Annotated in this window: 21 protein-coding genes; 10 read left to right on the forward strand and 11 right to left on the reverse strand. The window is 69.2% G+C overall.

What is annotated here, in order from left to right; genetic code table 11:
- Window positions 1-6 precede the first annotated feature (6 nt).
- From DSD19_RS07430 to lpxK, 5 genes are all read left to right on the forward strand, one after another.
- Window positions 7-1,353 (forward strand): TldD/PmbA family protein, encoded by a 1,347-nt coding sequence (locus tag DSD19_RS07430; protein WP_113669123.1) that lies wholly within the window; start codon window positions 7-9, stop codon window positions 1,351-1,353.
- Window positions 1,340-2,113 carry a 3'(2'),5'-bisphosphate nucleotidase CysQ gene (locus DSD19_RS07435; RefSeq protein WP_113669124.1) on the forward strand — a complete coding sequence of 258 codons (774 nt, stop codon included), beginning with the start codon at window positions 1,340-1,342 and terminating at the stop codon, window positions 2,111-2,113. Before DSD19_RS07430 ends, DSD19_RS07435 begins: the two co-directional genes overlap by 14 nt.
- A gap of 120 nt (window positions 2,114-2,233) precedes the next feature.
- Window positions 2,234-2,479, forward strand: a complete 246-nt coding sequence (locus DSD19_RS07440; protein WP_075783910.1) for a DUF4170 domain-containing protein — start codon at window positions 2,234-2,236, stop codon at window positions 2,477-2,479.
- Window positions 2,480-2,494: 15 nt separating this feature from the next.
- The gene (locus DSD19_RS07445; RefSeq protein ID WP_113669125.1) at window positions 2,495-3,784 is read left to right on the forward strand and encodes a 3-deoxy-D-manno-octulosonic acid transferase; all 1,290 of its coding nucleotides are present in this window, start codon (window positions 2,495-2,497) and stop codon (window positions 3,782-3,784) included.
- Complete coding sequence (gene lpxK / locus DSD19_RS07450) at window positions 3,784-4,782, forward strand: tetraacyldisaccharide 4'-kinase (RefSeq protein WP_113669126.1); 999 nt, start codon at window positions 3,784-3,786, stop codon at window positions 4,780-4,782. The genes DSD19_RS07445 and lpxK overlap by 1 nt, the downstream gene beginning before the upstream one ends.
- On the opposite strand, the gene DSD19_RS07455 is transcribed toward lpxK, so the two are convergent.
- Genes DSD19_RS07455 through DSD19_RS07465 form a run of 3 tightly spaced genes read right to left on the reverse strand, consistent with a single transcriptional unit; the run spans window position 4,742 to window position 7,092 of the window.
- Complete coding sequence (locus DSD19_RS07455) at window positions 4,742-5,914, reverse strand: CaiB/BaiF CoA-transferase family protein (protein WP_113669127.1); 1,173 nt, start codon at window positions 5,912-5,914, stop codon at window positions 4,742-4,744. The two genes, lpxK and DSD19_RS07455, sit on opposite strands and share 41 nt — an antisense overlap.
- Window positions 5,915-5,918: 4 nt before the next feature.
- Complete coding sequence (locus DSD19_RS07460) at window positions 5,919-6,560, reverse strand: DsbA family protein (protein ID WP_113669128.1); 642 nt, start codon at window positions 6,558-6,560, stop codon at window positions 5,919-5,921.
- A gap of 13 nt (window positions 6,561-6,573) precedes the next feature.
- A complete protein-coding gene (locus DSD19_RS07465; protein ID WP_113669129.1) occupies window positions 6,574-7,092 on the reverse strand; it encodes a DUF721 domain-containing protein in 519 nt (172 codons plus the stop codon).
- Window positions 7,093-7,177: 85 nt separating this feature from the next.
- On the opposite strand from DSD19_RS07465, the gene DSD19_RS07470 reads away from it, so the two are divergent.
- Window positions 7,178-8,254 (forward strand): A/G-specific adenine glycosylase, encoded by a 1,077-nt coding sequence (locus tag DSD19_RS07470; protein ID WP_113669130.1) that lies wholly within the window; start codon window positions 7,178-7,180, stop codon window positions 8,252-8,254.
- A 3-nt stretch (window positions 8,255-8,257) separates the two neighbouring features.
- On the opposite strand, the gene DSD19_RS07475 is transcribed toward DSD19_RS07470, so the two are convergent.
- From DSD19_RS07475 to DSD19_RS07490, 4 genes are all read right to left on the reverse strand, one after another.
- Complete coding sequence (locus DSD19_RS07475; RefSeq protein WP_075783903.1) at window positions 8,258-8,896, reverse strand: NAD(P)-dependent oxidoreductase; 639 nt, start codon at window positions 8,894-8,896, stop codon at window positions 8,258-8,260.
- A gap of 183 nt (window positions 8,897-9,079) precedes the next feature.
- The gene (locus DSD19_RS07480; RefSeq protein ID WP_108028702.1) at window positions 9,080-10,174 is read right to left on the reverse strand and encodes a site-specific DNA-methyltransferase; all 1,095 of its coding nucleotides are present in this window, start codon (window positions 10,172-10,174) and stop codon (window positions 9,080-9,082) included.
- Between the two features lie 96 nt (window positions 10,175-10,270).
- Complete coding sequence (locus DSD19_RS07485; RefSeq protein ID WP_113669228.1) at window positions 10,271-10,909, reverse strand: ribonuclease HII; 639 nt, start codon at window positions 10,907-10,909, stop codon at window positions 10,271-10,273.
- Window positions 10,910-11,093: 184 nt separating this feature from the next.
- Window positions 11,094-11,543, reverse strand: coding sequence for a hypothetical protein (locus tag DSD19_RS07490; RefSeq protein WP_113669131.1), 450 nt, complete (start codon window positions 11,541-11,543; stop codon window positions 11,094-11,096).
- Window positions 11,544-11,724: 181 nt separating this feature from the next.
- Here DSD19_RS07490 and DSD19_RS07495 point away from each other — a divergent pair, with 181 nt between their 5' ends.
- From DSD19_RS07495 to DSD19_RS07505, 3 genes are read left to right on the forward strand one after another with little or no spacing between them, the layout of a single operon-like run.
- Window positions 11,725-12,015, forward strand: coding sequence for a hypothetical protein (locus DSD19_RS07495; protein ID WP_075787401.1), 291 nt, complete (start codon window positions 11,725-11,727; stop codon window positions 12,013-12,015).
- 31 nt (window positions 12,016-12,046) lie between these two features.
- On the forward strand, window positions 12,047-12,742 hold the full coding sequence (locus DSD19_RS07500) for a hypothetical protein (RefSeq protein ID WP_113669132.1): 696 nt from the start codon (window positions 12,047-12,049) through the stop codon (window positions 12,740-12,742).
- Between the two features lie 59 nt (window positions 12,743-12,801).
- A complete protein-coding gene (locus tag DSD19_RS07505; protein ID WP_113669133.1) occupies window positions 12,802-14,346 on the forward strand; it encodes a hypothetical protein in 1,545 nt (514 codons plus the stop codon).
- Window positions 14,347-14,443: 97 nt separating this feature from the next.
- Here DSD19_RS07505 and DSD19_RS22040 read toward each other — a convergent pair whose 3' ends face one another.
- The 4 genes from DSD19_RS22040 to DSD19_RS22275 all read right to left on the reverse strand — a co-directional run bounded on the left by DSD19_RS22040 (window position 14,444) and on the right by DSD19_RS22275 (window position 16,677).
- Window positions 14,444-14,878 carry a ParB N-terminal domain-containing protein gene (locus DSD19_RS22040; RefSeq protein WP_207802430.1) on the reverse strand — a complete coding sequence of 145 codons (435 nt, stop codon included), beginning with the start codon at window positions 14,876-14,878 and terminating at the stop codon, window positions 14,444-14,446.
- Window positions 14,875-15,768, reverse strand: a complete 894-nt coding sequence (locus tag DSD19_RS07515) for a ParB/RepB/Spo0J family partition protein (protein WP_113669134.1) — start codon at window positions 15,766-15,768, stop codon at window positions 14,875-14,877. Before DSD19_RS07515 ends, DSD19_RS22040 begins: the two co-directional genes overlap by 4 nt.
- A gap of 79 nt (window positions 15,769-15,847) precedes the next feature.
- Window positions 15,848-16,297 (reverse strand): recombinase, encoded by a 450-nt coding sequence (locus DSD19_RS22270; RefSeq protein WP_243627803.1) that lies wholly within the window; start codon window positions 16,295-16,297, stop codon window positions 15,848-15,850.
- A gap of 155 nt (window positions 16,298-16,452) precedes the next feature.
- Window positions 16,453-16,677 (reverse strand): recombinase family protein, encoded by a 225-nt coding sequence (locus DSD19_RS22275; RefSeq protein ID WP_243627804.1) that lies wholly within the window; start codon window positions 16,675-16,677, stop codon window positions 16,453-16,455.
- Window positions 16,678-16,868: 191 nt separating this feature from the next.
- On the opposite strand from DSD19_RS22275, the gene DSD19_RS07525 reads away from it, so the two are divergent.
- Window positions 16,869-17,177 (forward strand): XRE family transcriptional regulator, encoded by a 309-nt coding sequence (locus DSD19_RS07525; RefSeq protein WP_113669135.1) that lies wholly within the window; start codon window positions 16,869-16,871, stop codon window positions 17,175-17,177.
- Window positions 17,178-17,401: the final 224 nt, after the last annotated feature.

The following is a 17,401-nucleotide window of genomic DNA, read 5'->3' on the forward strand; positions in this document are numbered from 1 at the left end:
GGCCCCATGTCCGATCCCATCCCGTCGCTGACCGAGGCCCTGCTCGATGCCGCCCGCAAGGCCGGTGCCGAGGCCGCCGATGCGCTGGTGACCGAGGGCACCTCGCTGTCGATCGACGTGCGCGACGGACGGCTGGAACAGGCGGAACGGTCGGAAGGGATCGAACTGGGGCTTCGGGTGCTGATCGGACGGCGGCAGGCCTGCGTGTCGGCCTCTGACAGCCGCCCGGAAACCCTGGCCGAGATGGCCGCCCGGGCCGTGGCGATGGCGCGCGAGGCCCCCGAGGATGCGACCGTGGGCCTTGCCGACCCGGCCCAGCTGGCGGCGCGGCGCGATGCCGATGCGCTCGATCTGGCCGACCCGTCCCCCGAGCCCGATCCGGCGGCGCTGGAAGACGACGCCCGCCGCGCCGAAGCCGCGGCCCGTGCCGTGCCGGGCGTGGCGCAGGTACAGTCGGCCAGCGCCGGTTACGGTCACCGCCGGATGGTGCTGGCGGCCAGCAACGGGTTTTCCGGCGGCTATGCCCGCACCAGCCGCTCGGTCTCCTGCGTCGCGATCAGCGGCGAGGGCAGCGGCATGGAGCGCGACTGGCATTCCGAGACGCGGACCTTTCAGGCCGAGCTGCCCGCGCCCGACGAAATCGGCCGGATCGCGGGCGAACGCGCGGCGGCACTGGCGGGTGCGCGGCGGCCCCGGACCGGCGCCTATCCGGTGCTGTTCGACGAACGCATCTCGGCCTCGCTGATCGGGCATCTGTTGTCGGCGATCAATGGCGGCGCTATTGTGCGCGGCGGGTCCTGGGCGCGCGAGCTGCTGGGCCGCGAGGTGCTGCCGCCCGCCCTGTCGCTGATCGAGGACCCGCACCGGCCGCGGATCGCCGGGTCGCGCCCGTTCGACGCCGAGGGTCTGCCCACGGCACGCCGCGCGCTGGTCGAGAACGGCGTGCTGACCGGCTGGGTGCTGGACCTCGGGTCGGCCCGCAAGCTGGGCATGGAAAGCACCGGCAATGCCGCGCGATCCGTTTCGGCGCCGCCCTCTCCGGCGGCGGGCAACGTCACCCTGACCCCGGGCGAGGCCGGTCGCGAGGCGCTGATCTCCGAGATGGGCACCGGGCTTCTGGTGACCTCGCTGATCGGCAGCACCATCAACCCGACCACGGGCGACTATTCGCGCGGCGCCTCGGGGTTCTGGGTCGAGAACGGCCAGATCGCCTATCCGGTCAACGAATGCACCATCGCCGGAAAGCTGCCCGAGATGCTGCGCCGCCTGCGGCCCGCGAATGACGCCCGCGATCAACTGTCGCGCCGCGTCCCCAGCCTGCTGGTCGAGGGGATGACGCTTGCCGGCGCTTGACCTCGCGCTGCTGACCACGGCAGCTCTTGAGGCCGGACAGCTCGCCCGCCGCTACTGGCGCACCTCCCCCGAGACCTGGGAAAAGCCCGGCCATCAGGGCCCGGTCTCGGAAGCCGACATCGCCATCGACCGTCGCCTCCGGCAGATGCTGACCGCAGCCCGGCCGGGCTATGGCTGGCTGTCGGAAGAGACCGAGGACGATCCGGCCCGGCTTGGCGCCGAACGGGTCTTCATCGTCGACCCGATCGACGGCACCCGCGCCTTTCTGGAGGGCGATCGCAGCTTTGCCCATGCACTCGCGGTGGCCGAGGCCGGGCGCGTGGTCGCGGCGGTCGTGTTCCTGCCTTTGCGCGACAAGCTATACTCGGCGATCCGGGGCGGCGGCGCCTATCTCAACGGCGCCTCGATCCGCCCCAGCGCGCGCAGCGCGCTTGACGGGGCCTCGGTCCTGGCGACGCGGCCTGCGCTCGACCCCGAACATTGGGACGGGCCGGTGCCGCATGTGCATCGCGCCCTGCGCGCCTCGCTGGCCTACCGGCTGTGCCTGGTGGCCGAGGGCCGCTACGACGCGATGCTGACGATCCGCGACAGCTGGCACTGGGATACCGCGGCGGGCAGCCTGATCCTGACCGAGGCCGGGGCCGCCGTCACCGACCTTGGCGGCTGTCCGCTGATCTACAACACCGCGCCGCCGCTGTCGCGCGGGATCGTCGCCGCGCCGCCCGCGCTGCATGCCGAGATCCTGTCGCGGCTGGCCTGACCGGAGCGGCCCGCGCCTGGTCCGCACCGGGCCTTTGGCGGGCGATGTGGCCTTCCGCCGCGCCCGGGCTTGGTCTAGGGTGCGCGCGGACGGAAGGGAACAATCCGGAGGCTCAACAAGATGACCCAGCGCCTGCACCTCGTCTTCGGCGGGGAACTCGTCGATCCGACGCATACCGTTTTCAAGAACGTCGACGACATTCATATCGTTGGCATGTACCCGAACTACGAGTCCGCCTACAACGCCTGGAAGGCAGAGGCCCACCGCACCGTGGACAATGCCCATATGCGCTACTTCATCGCCCATATTCACCGCCTGCGCGACGAGGAGGTCGAAGCCGGCCCGACCGAAGAGCTGGGCGCCTGATCCAGACCCGTACCGATGACGGCGACCGCCCCCGCGAGCATGGCCATGACCGGCGCCGACTCTGGCCCGGAGAGGGCTCGGACCCCGGACCCGGAGGCCGGATCGGGCGCCGGGGCACGCAGGATCCATGCCGGGCCGGGCGCGGAAGCGGACTCCGGGACTGCCGCCGCCGGGCCGCTTTTGTGGCTGCACAACCCGCCGCCCGACGAACAGGCCGCGGCGGTGGAGCTGATCCGCGAACTGGCACTTGAAAAGCCCGCGCTGAGGGTTCTGGTAACCGGCATCGATGCGCCCCCGCTCTGGGTGGATGCGGCGCGCGGCCTGCCGCAGGCGAACGGGACCGTCGCGCCCGCCGACGGGCATCGGGCTGTGTCGGCCTTTCTCGAGCTGTGGCGGCCGGACCTTGCGGTCTTCTACCCCGATCATCTGCCCTCGACGCTGATCTCGCTGACCCATGCCCGGGGCACCGCGCTTTTCCTGATCACGCGCGACCTGCCGCGCGCCTGGCACAGCCGCTGGCGGGTCGGGATCGGCGGTACCCGGCGTCTGTTGCGCCGGTTCGACCGGATCTTTGCCCAGAGCCCCGGCACCGCCGGAGAACTGCGCGCGCTGGGCTTGCCGCGCTGGCAGATCAGCCCCTGCGGGCCGCTGTCCGAAGGCAGCGCGGTTCTGGGCTGCAGCGAGGCCGAGCGCGACGTGCTGGCCGGGCTGATGGGCGGGCGTCCGGCCTGGCTTGCGGCGGGCGTTCCCGCAGCCGAGGAGCCGGTCGTGATCGCTGCGCATGCCGCGGCCACGCGCTTTGCGCATCGCCTGCTGATGATCCTTGCTCCCGAGGACCCGGCCCGCGGCCCGGCGCTGGCCGCCGGTTTGCGCGAGGATGGCTGGGATGTGGCGCTGAGATCCGACGATGAGGAACCCTCGGCCGAAACCCAGATCTATGTCGCCGATACCGAGGGCGAGCTGGGGCTCTGGCTCCGGCTGGCACCGGTGACCTTTCTGGGCGGCACGCTCGGGGCGAATACCGGCCCCGATCCTTACCGGGCGGCGGCGCTGGGCTCGGCGATCCTGCACGGCCCCGCGACCGGGGCCTATCCCGACCACTACCGGCGGCTGTCGAACGCGCTGGCGACCCGCACGGTGCAGGACGCAAGATCGATGGCCGAGGTCCTGGTCGATGTGCTGGCCCCCGACCGTGCCGCCGCGATGGCCCGCGCCGCCTGGGAGGTCTCGACCCAGGGCACGATGGCGACCGAGCGTGTCGTGCGCCGGATGATCGAGGCACTCGACATCGCCGAGGCGGTCTGATGCAGGCTCCGGCCTTCTGGTACGCGTCCCCCGACCGGCCGGGTCTGACGGCCCGCGTGCTGGGTCCGCTGGGGCGGCTTTATGCCCGCGCCACGGCCCGGCGGCTGGCCAAGGGGCCGCGCGCGCGGGTGGGCGTGCCGGTGATCTGCGTCGGCAACATCAATGCGGGCGGCACCGGCAAGACGCCCACGGTGATCGCGCTGGCGATGCGGCTGATCGCGCGCGGCGTCGCGGTGCATGTGGTCAGCCGGGGTCATGGCGGCCGGCTGACCGGGCCGGTCCGGGTCGAGGAGCGCGCCCATGACGCGGCCGATGTCGGCGACGAGCCGCTGCTGATCGCGGCCTTCGCGCCGGTCTGGGTGGCCCGCGACCGGGCCGAGGGCGCACGGGCTGCCGTGGCGGCCGGGGCCGAGGCGATCCTGCTCGATGACGGGTTCCAGAACCCCGCGCTGGCCCCCGATCTGTCGCTGGTGGTGGTCGATGCCGCCAAGGGCTTCGGCAATGGCCGCACCATCCCGGCCGGGCCGCTGCGCGAGCCGGTCGCGGCGGGCATGCGCCGGGCCGATCTGCTTTTGTCGATCGGCACCGGGACCGCGCAACGCCAGTTCACCGAGACCTGGGGCCGCGAGATCCATGTGCCGCGCCTCGCGGGGGCCCTGCATCCCTTGCCCACGGGCATGGACTGGCAGGGGCTCCGCGCGCTGGCCTTTGCCGGGATCGGCCATCCCGAGAAGTTCTTCGCCACCCTGCGCGGCCTCGGCGCCGATCTGTTGCGGGCCGAGGCGCTGGACGATCACCAGCCGCTGACGCCTGCGCTGATGACCCGGCTCGAGACCGAGGCGAAGCTGCTGGGCGCGCAGCTTGTGACCACCGAGAAGGATGCGGTGCGGCTGCCCGCGAGCTTTCGTCAGAAGGTGCTGACCCTGCCGGTGCGGCTGGAGCTGGACGACTGGGGCGCTATCGACGCGGCCTTCGACCGGCTGGGGCTGGGTCGCTGAGCGCCGCCCTGATCTCGGGCCCGTCCTGATCGAGCCGGGGGGCGGGCCGGTCCAGGGTCAGCTCGGCCTCGGAAAACCGGATCGGCGTGCGCACGCCCGGCAGGCCGTCATTCTCGACCACCAGACCGCGATGGCGGATCTGCGGATCCGCAAAGACCTCGTCCATGCGGTTGATCGGCCCGGCGGGGACACCCCGGGCCTCGCAGGCGGCCAGCAGATCGGCCTTGGTCCGTGCCCGCGTCGCCTCGGTCAGGGCGGCGGTCAGCGCCTCGCGATGGGCGACCCGGTCGGCATTGGTCGCAAAGCGCGGGTCTTCGGCCAGCTCGGGCAGGTTCAGAAGGTCGCAGAGCCTGCCGAATTGCGCGTCATTGCCGACCGCGACGATGGCATGCCCGTCGGCACAGTCGAAGACCTGATAGGGCGCGAGATTGGGATGGGTATTGCCCATCCGGCCGGGCGGGGTGCCGGTGGTCAGGTAGTTCATCGCCTGATTGGCGGTGATCGCGGTCGCCACGTCGAAGAGCGCCATGTCGATCTGCTGGCCCTGGCCGGTTTCGGCCCGCTGATGCACGGCCGCAAGGATCGCGGTCGCGGCATAGATGCCGGTGAAGACATCCGCGACCGCGACGCCGACCCGTTGCGGCTGGCCGTCGACCTCGCCGGTGATCGACATCAGCCCCGACATGCCCTGGATGATGTAGTCATAGCCCGCGCGATGGGCATAGGGCCCGTCCTGCCCGAAGCCGGTGATCGAGCAATAGATCAGCCGCGGATTGATCGCCGACAGCCCGGCATAGTCGAGCCCGTATTTGGCAAGCCCGCCGACCTTGAAATTCTCGATGACGATATCGGCCTCGGCCACCAGGGCGCGGACCAGCGCCTGGCCCTCGGGGGTGCGGAAATCGGCCGCCACGGACCGCTTGCCGCGATTGCAGGCGTGGAAATAGGCGGCCTCGCGGGCGCCGTCGTCGCGGGTGACGAAGGGCGGCCCCCAGCGGCGGGTGTCGTCGCCTTCGGGGGCCTCGACCTTGATCACCTCGGCGCCAAGATCGGCCAGGATCTGGCCCGCCCATGGGCCGGCCAGAATCCGCGCCAGTTCGACAACCTTCAGACCTGAAAGCGGGGCCGCCATCGGCTCAGCCGGCCAGCTTCTCGTCGAGGATCTTCTTGAGGTCGCGATAGCTCATGTTCTTGTAAAGCTGCCCGTCGATCACCATCGCGGGCGTGCCGGTGACACCGGCCGCATCGACCGTCTTGTCCGAGGTCTCGCTGAGCGCCTTGGCCAGCGCGGCATCGCTGAGGCACTGGTTCATCGCATCCTCGCTGAGCCCCGCGGTCTGGCCGATCCGGCGCAGGTTTTCCGAGGTCTTCTGCGGGTCCTTCGGGTCGATCCAGTCCTTCTGCTTCTCGTACAGCATCGAGACGATGCCGAAGAACCGCATCTCGCCGCCGCAGCGCGCCAGAAGACCGGCCCAGACCGCGTAGGGGTCCCAGTAGACCTCGTGATAGGTGAAATGGACCTTGCCGGTGTCGATGTAATCGGCCTTCAGGCGCTTGAAGACGTCCTCATGGAAATGCGCGCAGTGGCCGCAGGTGAAGGAGGCGAACTCCTCCAGCTCGATCGGCGCGTTCGGGTCGCCCATGGTGAAGGGGGTCACATCCGGCGTCTCCTCGGCCCAGGCGGCGGAGGACAGCAGCGGCGCCGAGGCCGGGGCAAGGCCCAGACCCAGAGTGGTCAGCGCGGCCAGCCCGAAGGACAGCGTCAGTTTGCGGATCATCGAAGCGGTCTCCTTAGCGTTTCGAACGGGACAGAACCCTGGTCCCGAGGTCTTGCAGGGCGGCGCGCAGCCCCTCGTCCCGGACCTCGACCGCTAGATCCGACGCGGCGGCGGCGGTCCGGGGATCGGGGGCAGGCGCGGGCGGCTTCGGGGCAGGGGCGAAGGTCGCCTGGCCCTCGGCAAAGCCCGTCGGTGCGGTCTGGGTCAGGCGGATGCGGGCGATGGCGGCATAGCCGTAGCAGGCGTTCACCTTCTCGCGGAGGGCGTCCTTCTGCATGTCCAGCAACGGCGCATGGGCGCCGGTGGTCAGCAGGGTCAGCGTGGCGCCAAAGCCGTCGCGGCCATAGCGGACCTCGACCGGGCGGCAGATCCGGGCGGTCTCGTCGCCGACCACCTCGGGCCAGTGGGTCAGAAGCCGCGCGACCGCAAAGCCGCGTTTCTCGCCCACGCGCCGGATGCGTCCCTCAAGCAGCGCCGAGGCTCTTTCGAACCCGCGTCTGCGCCGGCTGTTCTGGTCGGCTTTTCCCTGCATCCCTGTCAATTTCCCGGTCCCTGACCTACCTTATTCGGCGGCAGGGCGGCCAGCCAGACAAATGACCCGGGCGGGAGCATAAAGATTGCGTGACGACGAGTTGAGTGCCGAGCTTCTGGCCTGGTACGACATCCATGCGCGCGAGTTGCCCTGGCGGGTCGGCCCGGCGGCGCGCAAGGCGGGCGAACGGCCCGATCCCTATCGGGTCTGGATGTCCGAGGTGATGCTGCAGCAGACCACCGTCGCGGCGGTGAAGGACTATTTCCACCGCTTCACGACGCTCTGGCCCGATGTGGGGGCGCTGGCCGCGGCCGAGGACGCCCGGGTGATGGGCGAATGGGCGGGGCTTGGCTATTACGCCCGGGCGCGGAACCTTCTGAAATGCGCCCGCGCCGTCGCCGCCGACCATGGCGGGCGGTTTCCCGACAGCCGCGCGGCACTGCTGGCATTGCCGGGGATCGGTCCCTATACGGCGGCGGCCATCGCGGCCATCGCCTTCGACCGGCCCGAAACCGTGGTCGACGGCAATGTCGAACGGGTGATGTCCCGGCTCTTCGCGGTCGAGACGCCGCTGCCGACCGCCAAGCCCGACCTGACGGCGCTGGCGGCCCGGCTGACGCCTCCCGAAAGGCCCGGCGATCACGCCCAGGCGGTGATGGATCTGGGCGCCACGATCTGCACGCCCCGGAACCCCGCCTGCGGGATCTGCCCCTGGCGCGCGCCGTGCCTCGCCCGCGCCGAGGGCATCGCCGCCGCGCTGCCCCGCAAGCTGCCGAAGACGCCCAAGCCGACCCGGCTGGGGCGGGCCTATCTGGGGCGGCGGACCGATGGCGCCTGGCTTCTGGAACGCCGCCCCGAGACCGGGCTTCTGGGCGGCATGCTGGGCTGGCCCGGCAGCGATTGGGCCGAAACAGAGCCTTTTCCCGCTCCGCCCGCCGAGGCCGACTGGCGCCCGCTGGGGGCGGAGGTGCGGCACACATTCACCCATTTTCACCTGAGGCTCGATCTCTGGGTGGTCGATCTTCCCGTGGACTGCATTCCGGACCGCGGGCAGTTCCTCGCGCCCGCAGCGTTCCGGCCGTCGGACCTGCCGACGGTGATGCGCAAGGCCTTCGACCTTGCGCGCCCGGCCTTCGATCCGCCCGGGAACGCCCGCGGCTGAGGGTCAGCGGATCAGCACCGGCGCTTCGCCGATATGGCTGGCATCCTCGGCGGCATGCACCAGGAAATGCGCCACATCCCCGCGCGAGATCAGCCCGTTATGCCAGGTCTCGGGCTCGACCAGCACATCATAGGCATGGCTGGGCGCGGTCGAGGTCAGGATGCCGGGCCGGGCGATGGTCCAGTCCAGCCCGGACTCGCGGATCAGCCGCTCCTGCGCGGTCTTGTCGGCATAGGCCCGTTCCAGCAGGGCCTTGAAGCCCAGCTTTTCGACCGTGCTCATTTTCGCCTTGCTGTCGCCCGCGCCAAAGCCCGTGACGGCCAGCAGCCGCCGCACCCCGGACGATTTCATTGCCGGTAACAGCACCCGCGTCGCGTCCGAGAAAAGCGTGGTCTTCCGCATCATCGCGGGCAGCGTCTTCGGCAGGCCCAGCGTCATGACTACCGCATCGACGCCCTGGACCGCCGCCTTGACCGCGGCCGCGTCGCCCGCGTCGCCGGTCACTTTTTCCAGCTTCGGATCGTCGATCGCGATGCCTTCGGCGCGCCGCGCGAAGGCGCGGACGTCATGGCCCCGACCCAGCGCATAGCGCACCGTCTCGAGCCCGATCCCCTTGCTTGCTCCGATCACCAACAGTTTCATGCGTCACCTCCTCTGGTACCAGATAGGCGCGCCGGACCGGTTCTGACAGGAAACGGAGGAAAGACAGCGGCATTCCGCCTGCCGCGACCACTGGCGAGGTCCGCCAGGAGAACGATGCCCCGTCAAAGCAGCGCAAGGCCGCGCCCCGCGCCCCTGACGGGCACGGGGGCGACTGTCCTTGCCTCAGTCGTGAAGCTGGGCGCGGATCTGCTGGCGCAGCACGTCGATCGGGACCGTCTGCCCCTCGCGCCGGTAGTGCCAGTAGGTCCAGCCGTTGCAGCTTGGCGCCCCTTCCAGTGCGGCGCCCACCTGATGGATCGAGCCGGTCACCGCCTCGCCGACCAGCGTGCCGTCGGCCCGCACCTTGGCGGTCTTGCCGCGCGGCGAGATCAGCACCTCGCCCGGGCGCAACAGCCCGCGCTCGACCAGCTGGCCGAAGGGAATGCGCGGCTCGGCGCGTTTCGAGGCCGAGACGACCAGCGCCTCGCGGTCGAACTTGCGCACCTTGGCCAGCCGCCGCTCGGCCACCTTGCGATAGGCCTCTTCGCGTTCGATGCCGATGAAGTCGCGGCCCAGCATCTTGGCGACCGCGCCGGTGGTGCCGGTGCCGAAGAACGGGTCAAGCACCACATCGCCCGGATTGGTCGTGGCCAGCAGCACCCGGTGCAGAAGCGATTCAGGCTTTTGCGTCGGATGCGCCTTGTCGCCATTCTCGTCCTTCAGGCGTTCGTGTCCGGTGCAGATCGGCAGCACCCAGTCCGAACGCATCTGCACACCCTCGTTCAGCGATTTCAGCGCCTCGTAATTGAAGGTGTATTTCGCGCCTTCCGATTTCGAGGCCCAGATCAGCGTCTCATGGGCGTTGGTCAGCCGCTTGCCGCGGAAATTCGGCATCGGGTTCGACTTGCGCCAGACCACGTCATTGAGGATCCAGAAGCCCTGGTTCTGCAACTCGGCGCCCATGCGGAAGACGTTGTGATAGCTGCCGATCACCCAGATCGCGCCCGTCGGTTTCAGCACCCGGCGCGCGGCGGCCAGCCAGTCATGGGTAAAGCGGTCATAGGCCGCAAAGCTGTCGAACTGGTCCCAATGGTCGTCGACCGCATCGACCTTGGAATTGTCGGGGCGATGCAGATCGCCCTTGAGCTGCAGGTTATAAGGCGGGTCCGCAAAGACCAGATCGACCGATGCCTCAGGCAGGCCGTTCATCGCCTCGATGCAGTCGCCGGGCAAAATGGTATTGAGCGGGAGCGTAAGCGCCCCCTTCGTTCTGGTCATCGTCGTCACACTGCCTCGCTTCGCGCCGTTCTTCGGCGTCCTTTGTGTAAGGACAATGTGAGTCATACCCGATTCGCCGTCAATTTCTTTTTTGAATCAGGGACTTATGGATTTATCTTGCCACAAGATATTGTATACAGGCTTGAACGAACGCCTATGGTGTGGGCTGACCCCCATATCTCGGAGAGCGCGCAGGTGTTCTTTCGTGGGATAGCCCGCGTTATGATCCCAGCCGTAGCCCGGATACTGTTGCGCAAGCTCCACCATGACGGCATCGCGCGCGACCTTGGCCACGATCGAGGCGGCGGCAATCGACAGGCAGCGCGCATCGCCCTTGACGACGCGGATGCCCCGGCAGGGCAGGGCCCTGGGCAGGCTGTTGCCGTCGATCAGCGCCAGATCGGGCGGTGCGGGCAGCGCGGCCAGCGCGCGGCACATCGCCAGATGGCTGGCCTGCAGGATGTTCATCTCTTCGATCTCGCGGGCGCTGGCCTCGCCAAGGCCCACAGCGGCGCGGGCGCGGATCTCGGCGGCCAGCACCTCGCGGCGATGCGCGGTCAGGGTCTTTGAATCGCGCAGACCGGCGGGAATGTCGTCGGGGGTCAGGCAGACGGCCGCGGCCATCACCGGGCCTGCCAGCGGACCGCGGCCGACCTCGTCGACGCCCGCGACCAGCCGGGCGCCTCCGGCAAGGGCCTCGGCTTCGAGGGAGAAATCGGGAAGGGGCTTCGTCATGGGCAAACAGAACCGCCAAATGCCCGGCCCGGCAAGGCCCATTCCCGGGAACCGTGGCCGGAAGCCACCGAAACGGCGAAACGTTGGGGCGGAGGGTGCCTCGTTTCCCTCCGCCCCCGGCACGGGCCTTACCCCCGGCCCGCGCCCTGCCCGCCGGTGCCCCGACACGCCCCCTTCCGGGCGGTCAGCGGCGCCGGGGTGCGATCCGGTAGCCGGTGTCGGCGAGGCAGTTCATGGCGTAGACATCGCGCTTGTCCCGGCCGGGCAGCGCGCAGTGGTGGGGAAGGTTCCGCAGCCCGGCCTGCCGCAGGCAGCGGCCCGAGGCGACCGGGCGCGCGCCGTGCCGGGTCTCGACCCGGCTGATGCAGCGGGCGGGAACCGAGCGGGCGGCGTGGCGGCGGTCGGGTGCGTAGCGGTCGGCCCGCTGCGGCGGCGCGGGCGCGACGTGGCGCCGGTCGTGCCGTCCTGCCTTGCCGGTGTGACGGTCGATCCCGTTCACGATGACGAACAGCGCGGTCGCCCCCAGCAGGGCCTTGGCGACATCCGATCCGTCGGCGGCGCGGGCAGGGGTGGCCCCGACCGCGCCAAGCGCAATCGCGGCGGCAAGAAGCGGGGCGAAGATGCGGTGTCTCATGATCTGGTCCTTTGTATCCGGTCGCGGCGGGACGTCCGCCGCCTGTCGATGCCCCGAGGCTCGGTCCCCGGCCGGCCGCCGCGCAATAACGCGGGCCTGCTATCGGATAACCGCGGGCCTTTCTGCAGGGGGCTGACGGTTGTCATTGAATAGCGCTGCCGCCTGGACCATGCTCCGGCCCATGATCCTGCGCCCGATCCTCGCCTGCCTTGTGCTTGCCGCCCTCAGCGGGCCCGCCTCGGCCGCCTGCTATGCCGATTACAAGGCCAAGCAGGACAATCCGCTGAAGCTGCATTACGGCGTGATCGAGCTGCCCGACGCGGCCTGCGGCAGCCGCGACGCCGCCGCGCGCGAGATCGACCGGCGGATCCGGCGGGGGGGCTGGCAGCTTCTGAACGTCATGTCGATCTTCGGGGCCGAGGGGCTGGGCGACCGCAAGGCCAGCGCCAATGGCTTCTTCCTGAAATACTGACGATGGGCGGCAGGCCGGAAAGGACCGAGAGGTGAGCGCGCCGCCGAAGCGCCGCCCGCTGCAGGCCGGGCGGGTCGTGGCGGCCGGTCTTCTGGCCATCGTCGCCATCCTCCTGGGCGCGGCGGTTCTGCTGTTTCTGAACCTGCCCGACGCCAATGCCTTCAATGCCCGGGTCGAGCGGATCTTCGTCGAGAACGACGCGCTGCGCTCGGGCGCCGAGGTGAAGCTTCTGGAGATCCTCGCCCAGTCGGGCACCGCCTTTTCCGACGTGCTGGCGTCCTACCGGATGGTGATCTTCGTGCTGCTGGTCTTTTCGACCGCGCTTCTGGTCGCGGCGCTGGTCTTTCTCTTCACCATCGTCACGCTGAACCGCCGCATGTCGGAAATCGAGCGCGCGGGCATCCGGGTCTCGTCGCTGGTGATCAGCCGGGCCGAGAACACGGTGATGCTGAACGACATGGCGTTCCGGCTGACCGAGGCGGCCATCGAGACCCTGTCGGTGCTGGCCGAGGCGCGAATGGACGATGATATCCTGTCGGGCGCCGAGATCGAGGCCACCGTCTCGGGCCGCCGCCCCGAGGACTGCGACGAGGCCGCGGGCGCGACCCGGATCAAGCGGCTGCGCGATTCGCTGGGCAACCAGATCGTCAGCGAGCTTCTGGTGCGCAACGTGGCCCGGCGCGGCTATGTGCTGGCCATCGACAGGGACGTGATCCGGATGACCTGAATGCGCGGCACGCGCGGTCGGCACTGGACCCGCGCGCCCGGCTTCGGCAGGATCGGCCCATGCGTATCGGTTTCGTTGCCCTGTGTCTGATCGTTTGCCTTCTGCCGCTGCGGCTCGCTGCCGAAGAGGTCGTGCTGGCGCGCTCGGCCTTGGTGGAGGCGGCGCAGGGCACCTATCTTGCGATGGGGCTCACGCTGCCGCCGCAGGACGAGACCTTGCCGCTGGTGGGCGACCGGGGGCTGCGCTCGGGCGGGGAGGTGCTGCGCCATCTGGCCGGGCAGCAGGCGGTGAACGGCTTCGAGGGCGTGCTTTACGACAATCGCGACCGGGGCCATTCCACCCTGCCCGGGGACCTCTTCCCGCGGCTGACCCGGTTGACCTATGGCGACCCGTTGCGCAAGGCGGGGGCCGATTACGGGCTGGCGGGCAAGATCCTGCTGCCGGCCGTCGTCTTCGGCAATTCCTCGACCTCGGTCACGTCAGGGCCGGCCCAGCGCAGCCTGCCCCGGCTGGCGATGACCTCGGAAGACGGGCCCGCGCAAAGCGCGCGGCTCTACGAGAACAACCATCTTTACGTCTATCCCGAACACCGCGACCATGACGAGGCCGACCGCTATCCCGCGAACTGGCCCTACATGCTGATCAGCCAGGGCTCGTCGGGGTCCGACCAGCCCTTCCTGGCCGCGCTGGCGATGACGCTGGCGGCCTTCCCGCCCGAAACCTTCGCGGCGCTGCGCGACACCCGGCTGATGGCGCCGACGCTGCAGATGATCCTGCGCCGCAGCTATGCCCCGGTGCGCAGCCGCGAGGCCTATCTCAGTGGCATCGCCCATCCGGTGGTCTTCGAGGGCGACGCGCTGCGTCCGGGACGGATGATGGCCGAGGCGGCGGCGATGCGGCCCGACGCGATCCCGCCGATGGTGCGGCTTCGGGTCGAGCAGGACGGTTTCGGCGAGGCCGAGGGGCTGGCGCGGCTGTCCGAGCGGCTGTTCGACACCGAAGGCGCCATCGCCCGGATCTGGCGCAACTTCGGCTGGTCGCGCGAGATGACCGTCAGTGCCGCCGAAACCCGCGATCCGAACGGCCGCAAGCTGACCTTCACCTGGGCGCTGCTGCAGGGCGATCCGGCCCGGGTCTGGATCGAGCCGCTCGACCCCGACGGCAGCCGCGCGCGCATCCGGGTCGCCTGGCACGATCCGAAGACGGCGATCACCCGCGACCGCAGCGGCTATCACAACCGCCGCCAGTCGCGGGTCGAGATCGGGGTCTTTGCCTCGAACGGGGTCAATGACAGCGCCCCCGCCTTCGTGACGGTGTTCTTCCCCGATCACCAGAACCGCACCTACGCGACCTCGGGGGCGGGCGGCATGCGGCTGGTGTCGATCGACTATGACGCGATGGGGCGCGGGGTCTATTACGACCCGCTGCTGTTCTGGTCGGCCCCCTGGACCGACCGCGCCGAGTATGACGGGGCCGGGGCGCTGACAGGCTGGACCCGGATCGGCCATGACGGCAACACCCGCACCCTGCCGCCCGAGGTCGGCGAGGGCGTCTACCAGATCGAACGGCTTCAACCCGAACGGCCCTATCTGATCATGCCCTGAGGCCGCTCGGCCCATGGGTTGCATCTGTCCCGTTCAATGCCCTTGGAGAGGCGTCAGCCTGAGCTCATCGAGGTCGATCCGAAAGGGTGCATGGAAATCAACGCCCTCTGCGGTCTGTAACGCGGAACAAGCCGGTCAATTGCCGCCTGGATCGTAAGGGGCGGGCGAGCGCCGTCCGCTCAGGGCAATTCTTGTGATCTCGGAAGACATTCGGCTGGTGCCTGCGCAGAGGCGCCACGGCGCGCCAGTCGGTGTCTTCGGTCGCCGGATGGCCGATCTCTTTCAGGACATGCAGCCGGACATGACCGTCGAGCAGGATGAAGGTGCCGTCCTGGTCCCGGGCGCGCGCGATCCCGAGCGGCTCGATCAGGCCCGCCTCGCGGATCGATGCGGCGATCTGGGCGTATTTCCGACCCTTGGGAAAGGATGTCGGCAAATGCTTGACCGGCAGGATGGCGGCGGTCGCAATCGGATGCAGGGTCGGCTCGAAACCCGGCCCCCGGGGCGGGGACCTTTTGCCCGGATCGGTCATGTCCGAGGGCCCTTCAGTCCCTCGACGATGATGGTCGGCAGCGAGTCGAGCCCCTTGGCGCGAAGCAGGGTCAGGAAGGTCTCGTCCCCGAGCACGGACTGGAACGCCGCGTCGAGGAACAGCAGGTGGCCGCGCGTCGCCTGCGCCCTGCGGATCATGTCCTGCTGGCGTTCCGCCCCGACACGATCGGCCCTGACCATCGCCGCCGATGTCATCCGCACCGCAGATCGTTTTGTGCGTGTGGCACCGTCTTTCTTGCCATGCCGGTGGCGCAGTTCCACCAGCCGCCGCGCTTCCAGCAGCTTCTTGCCCCGCAATTCACCCGAGGCATAGGCTGCCTCCAGCGCCTTCTGCACATCCTTCTCTTCCGCCCGGATGATATACAGTGCAACACTGAGCGGCATCTGACCGGTCTCGACCGCAATCGGCAACCGCTCCTCGCCGTTGGCGATCAGCTCGCCGGTTTCCTGGATGCAGGACTGGGACAGCCCGGTCTTTTCGGCCATCTCCTGGTCCGAATATTTGCGGTTCCTGAGGGTGGCGATGTCCTGCAACAGCTCGAGCGGCCGCTGCTGGCGGCGGGCGACGGTCTCGATCACGCTGCGCAGAAGCCTGTCGACCTCGGTCGCGTCCACCACGATGGCCGGGATGTGGGTTCCGCCAAGTGCAACATAGGCCTCCATCCGGCCCCGTCCGCAGACCAGGCGACAGGCATTCCCTGACGCCGTGTCATCCCGCGCGACGGTGATCGGCTTCTTCAGCCCCACCTTGCCGATATTGTCCACCAGTGCGCGAAAGGTCTTTTCCGACCGCGCGCGAGGATTTTCCCCGGTGATCGCAGCGATCGGAACGGTCTGCACCTCGGCCCCGGCTTCGGTCTGCCTCACCATGGCGAGACCGCGGAAACCGGAACGCGCCGGGCCATGTCGAAGAAGGGGTCGAGCGTCTCGAACCCGACGGCGTCCAGCATCAGGCCGTTTTCCGCGGCAAGCCCAAGAGGTTGCTCCGCATCTGGAATTGCGGAAGCGGGTCGTAATCGAGCGCGCGGGTATTCGTGCGATTCATCCGGATGGCTATGGTGATGTCCGGCGCGAGGCCGGTGTCGAAGCGGATCTTCCAGCGCAAGCCGCCCGAGGACGTTTCGCGACAGCGGGCGACGACGACGGATGCCGTGAATGCGCTGTTGATGGTCGGCAGGTCCGTCGCAGGGTTCCTGATCACAGCACCGCCAAGCAGGGTGATTTCGTGGATCACGCGCTTAATCTCGTCGCCGTGAAATTGCCGCAACACGCGGTTGGCTTCGATGCAGCGATGGTCGCGATCCGGGGTGAACCCGACAAGGAAGTAGGCCCTGCGCAGGCTGCCGAAGCGATGGGCATAGGCGCCGCTGGAGGGCATCCCATCTGCGCCGTCGATCACCGGCCCGGAAATGCACCCTTGGCCCGCTTGACGCTTTTCACGATGGTGGAGGTCGGCGATCCGTCGTTTTCGAACAGCTCCGCGCAATAGGCGACCTGCATGCCGACCTTCCGGCAGCGGTATTCGTCATAGGCCGATTCATCGATGTCCTGGAATCACCCCCAGCGGGTGACGTCATAGACAAGGATCACGCTGAATTCGGCCGCGCCGGAGTCGACGTCGGCGATCATCTGCTGCAGGGCCGTCCTGCCGCCGGTGACCAGCCCGCTTTTCGCGTTGTCCGAATAGGTTCTGACAAGCCTGATGCCGTGCCGCCAGGCGCAGTCGCGGATGGTCTGCGCCTGGTTCCGGGTGGAGTATTGCTGATGCTCGGTCGGCATCCGGACGCAGTCCGCCGCCAACAGGCGGTCGGGCCTCTCGGAATTGGCTCGGCTTGCCCGGGCCACGCCCGCCTCCCGATACGATCATTCGGGCCGATCCCGGCGACTGGCCCTTTTCCGAGGATTGGGCGCCAATCCGAACCGCCGTTTCTCATCTCCTTCGCGAAGTCTTGTCGGAGGAGGATGCAGAGATGCGGATCAAGATGGGCACAGGTGTGCCGGAGAAGGGCACGACTGTGCAGCTTCGCCCGGAAACGGTCGGGTATCGCGGGGCGCTGGCCATGGCGTTGCGGCTTGAGCTTGGCTCTGGCCATCGCGCGATCAAGACGGCGAGGCGCTGGACCGGGGCAGGCGAGCGGACCGTGAAACACCGGTTCGCCGGAAAGCGGAGGCCCAGCGGAGAGCCTCTGATCCTGCTGGCCAGGCATTCGGACATGGTGTTCCACATGGTCCTGATAGGGGCCGGTCGCTATGACGATGCCGATCCCGAGATGCGCTAAACGATTGCAGGGACGCGGTGGCGGACCCTCAGGCGCGGGCGGCCGGGGGGCCAAGGAACCGGGCCATGGCCGAGCCCCGAGGTCTCGCCTGGCGCTCCAGCGGGGACTGCTTCACCTGGCCCCAGAAACGCGCCGCCCGGGGCCGCCGTCAGCAAGGCGCCCTGCAGATGGGCACTGCAGGACGCATCTGCTCTGGCGGCGGGCATCGGACCCGCTTCGGTCTC

Origin of the sequence: Rhodovulum sp. BSW8, assembly GCF_003314725.1 — a bacterium.
Taxonomy (GTDB): Bacteria; Pseudomonadota; Alphaproteobacteria; order Rhodobacterales; family Rhodobacteraceae; genus Rhodovulum; species Rhodovulum visakhapatnamense.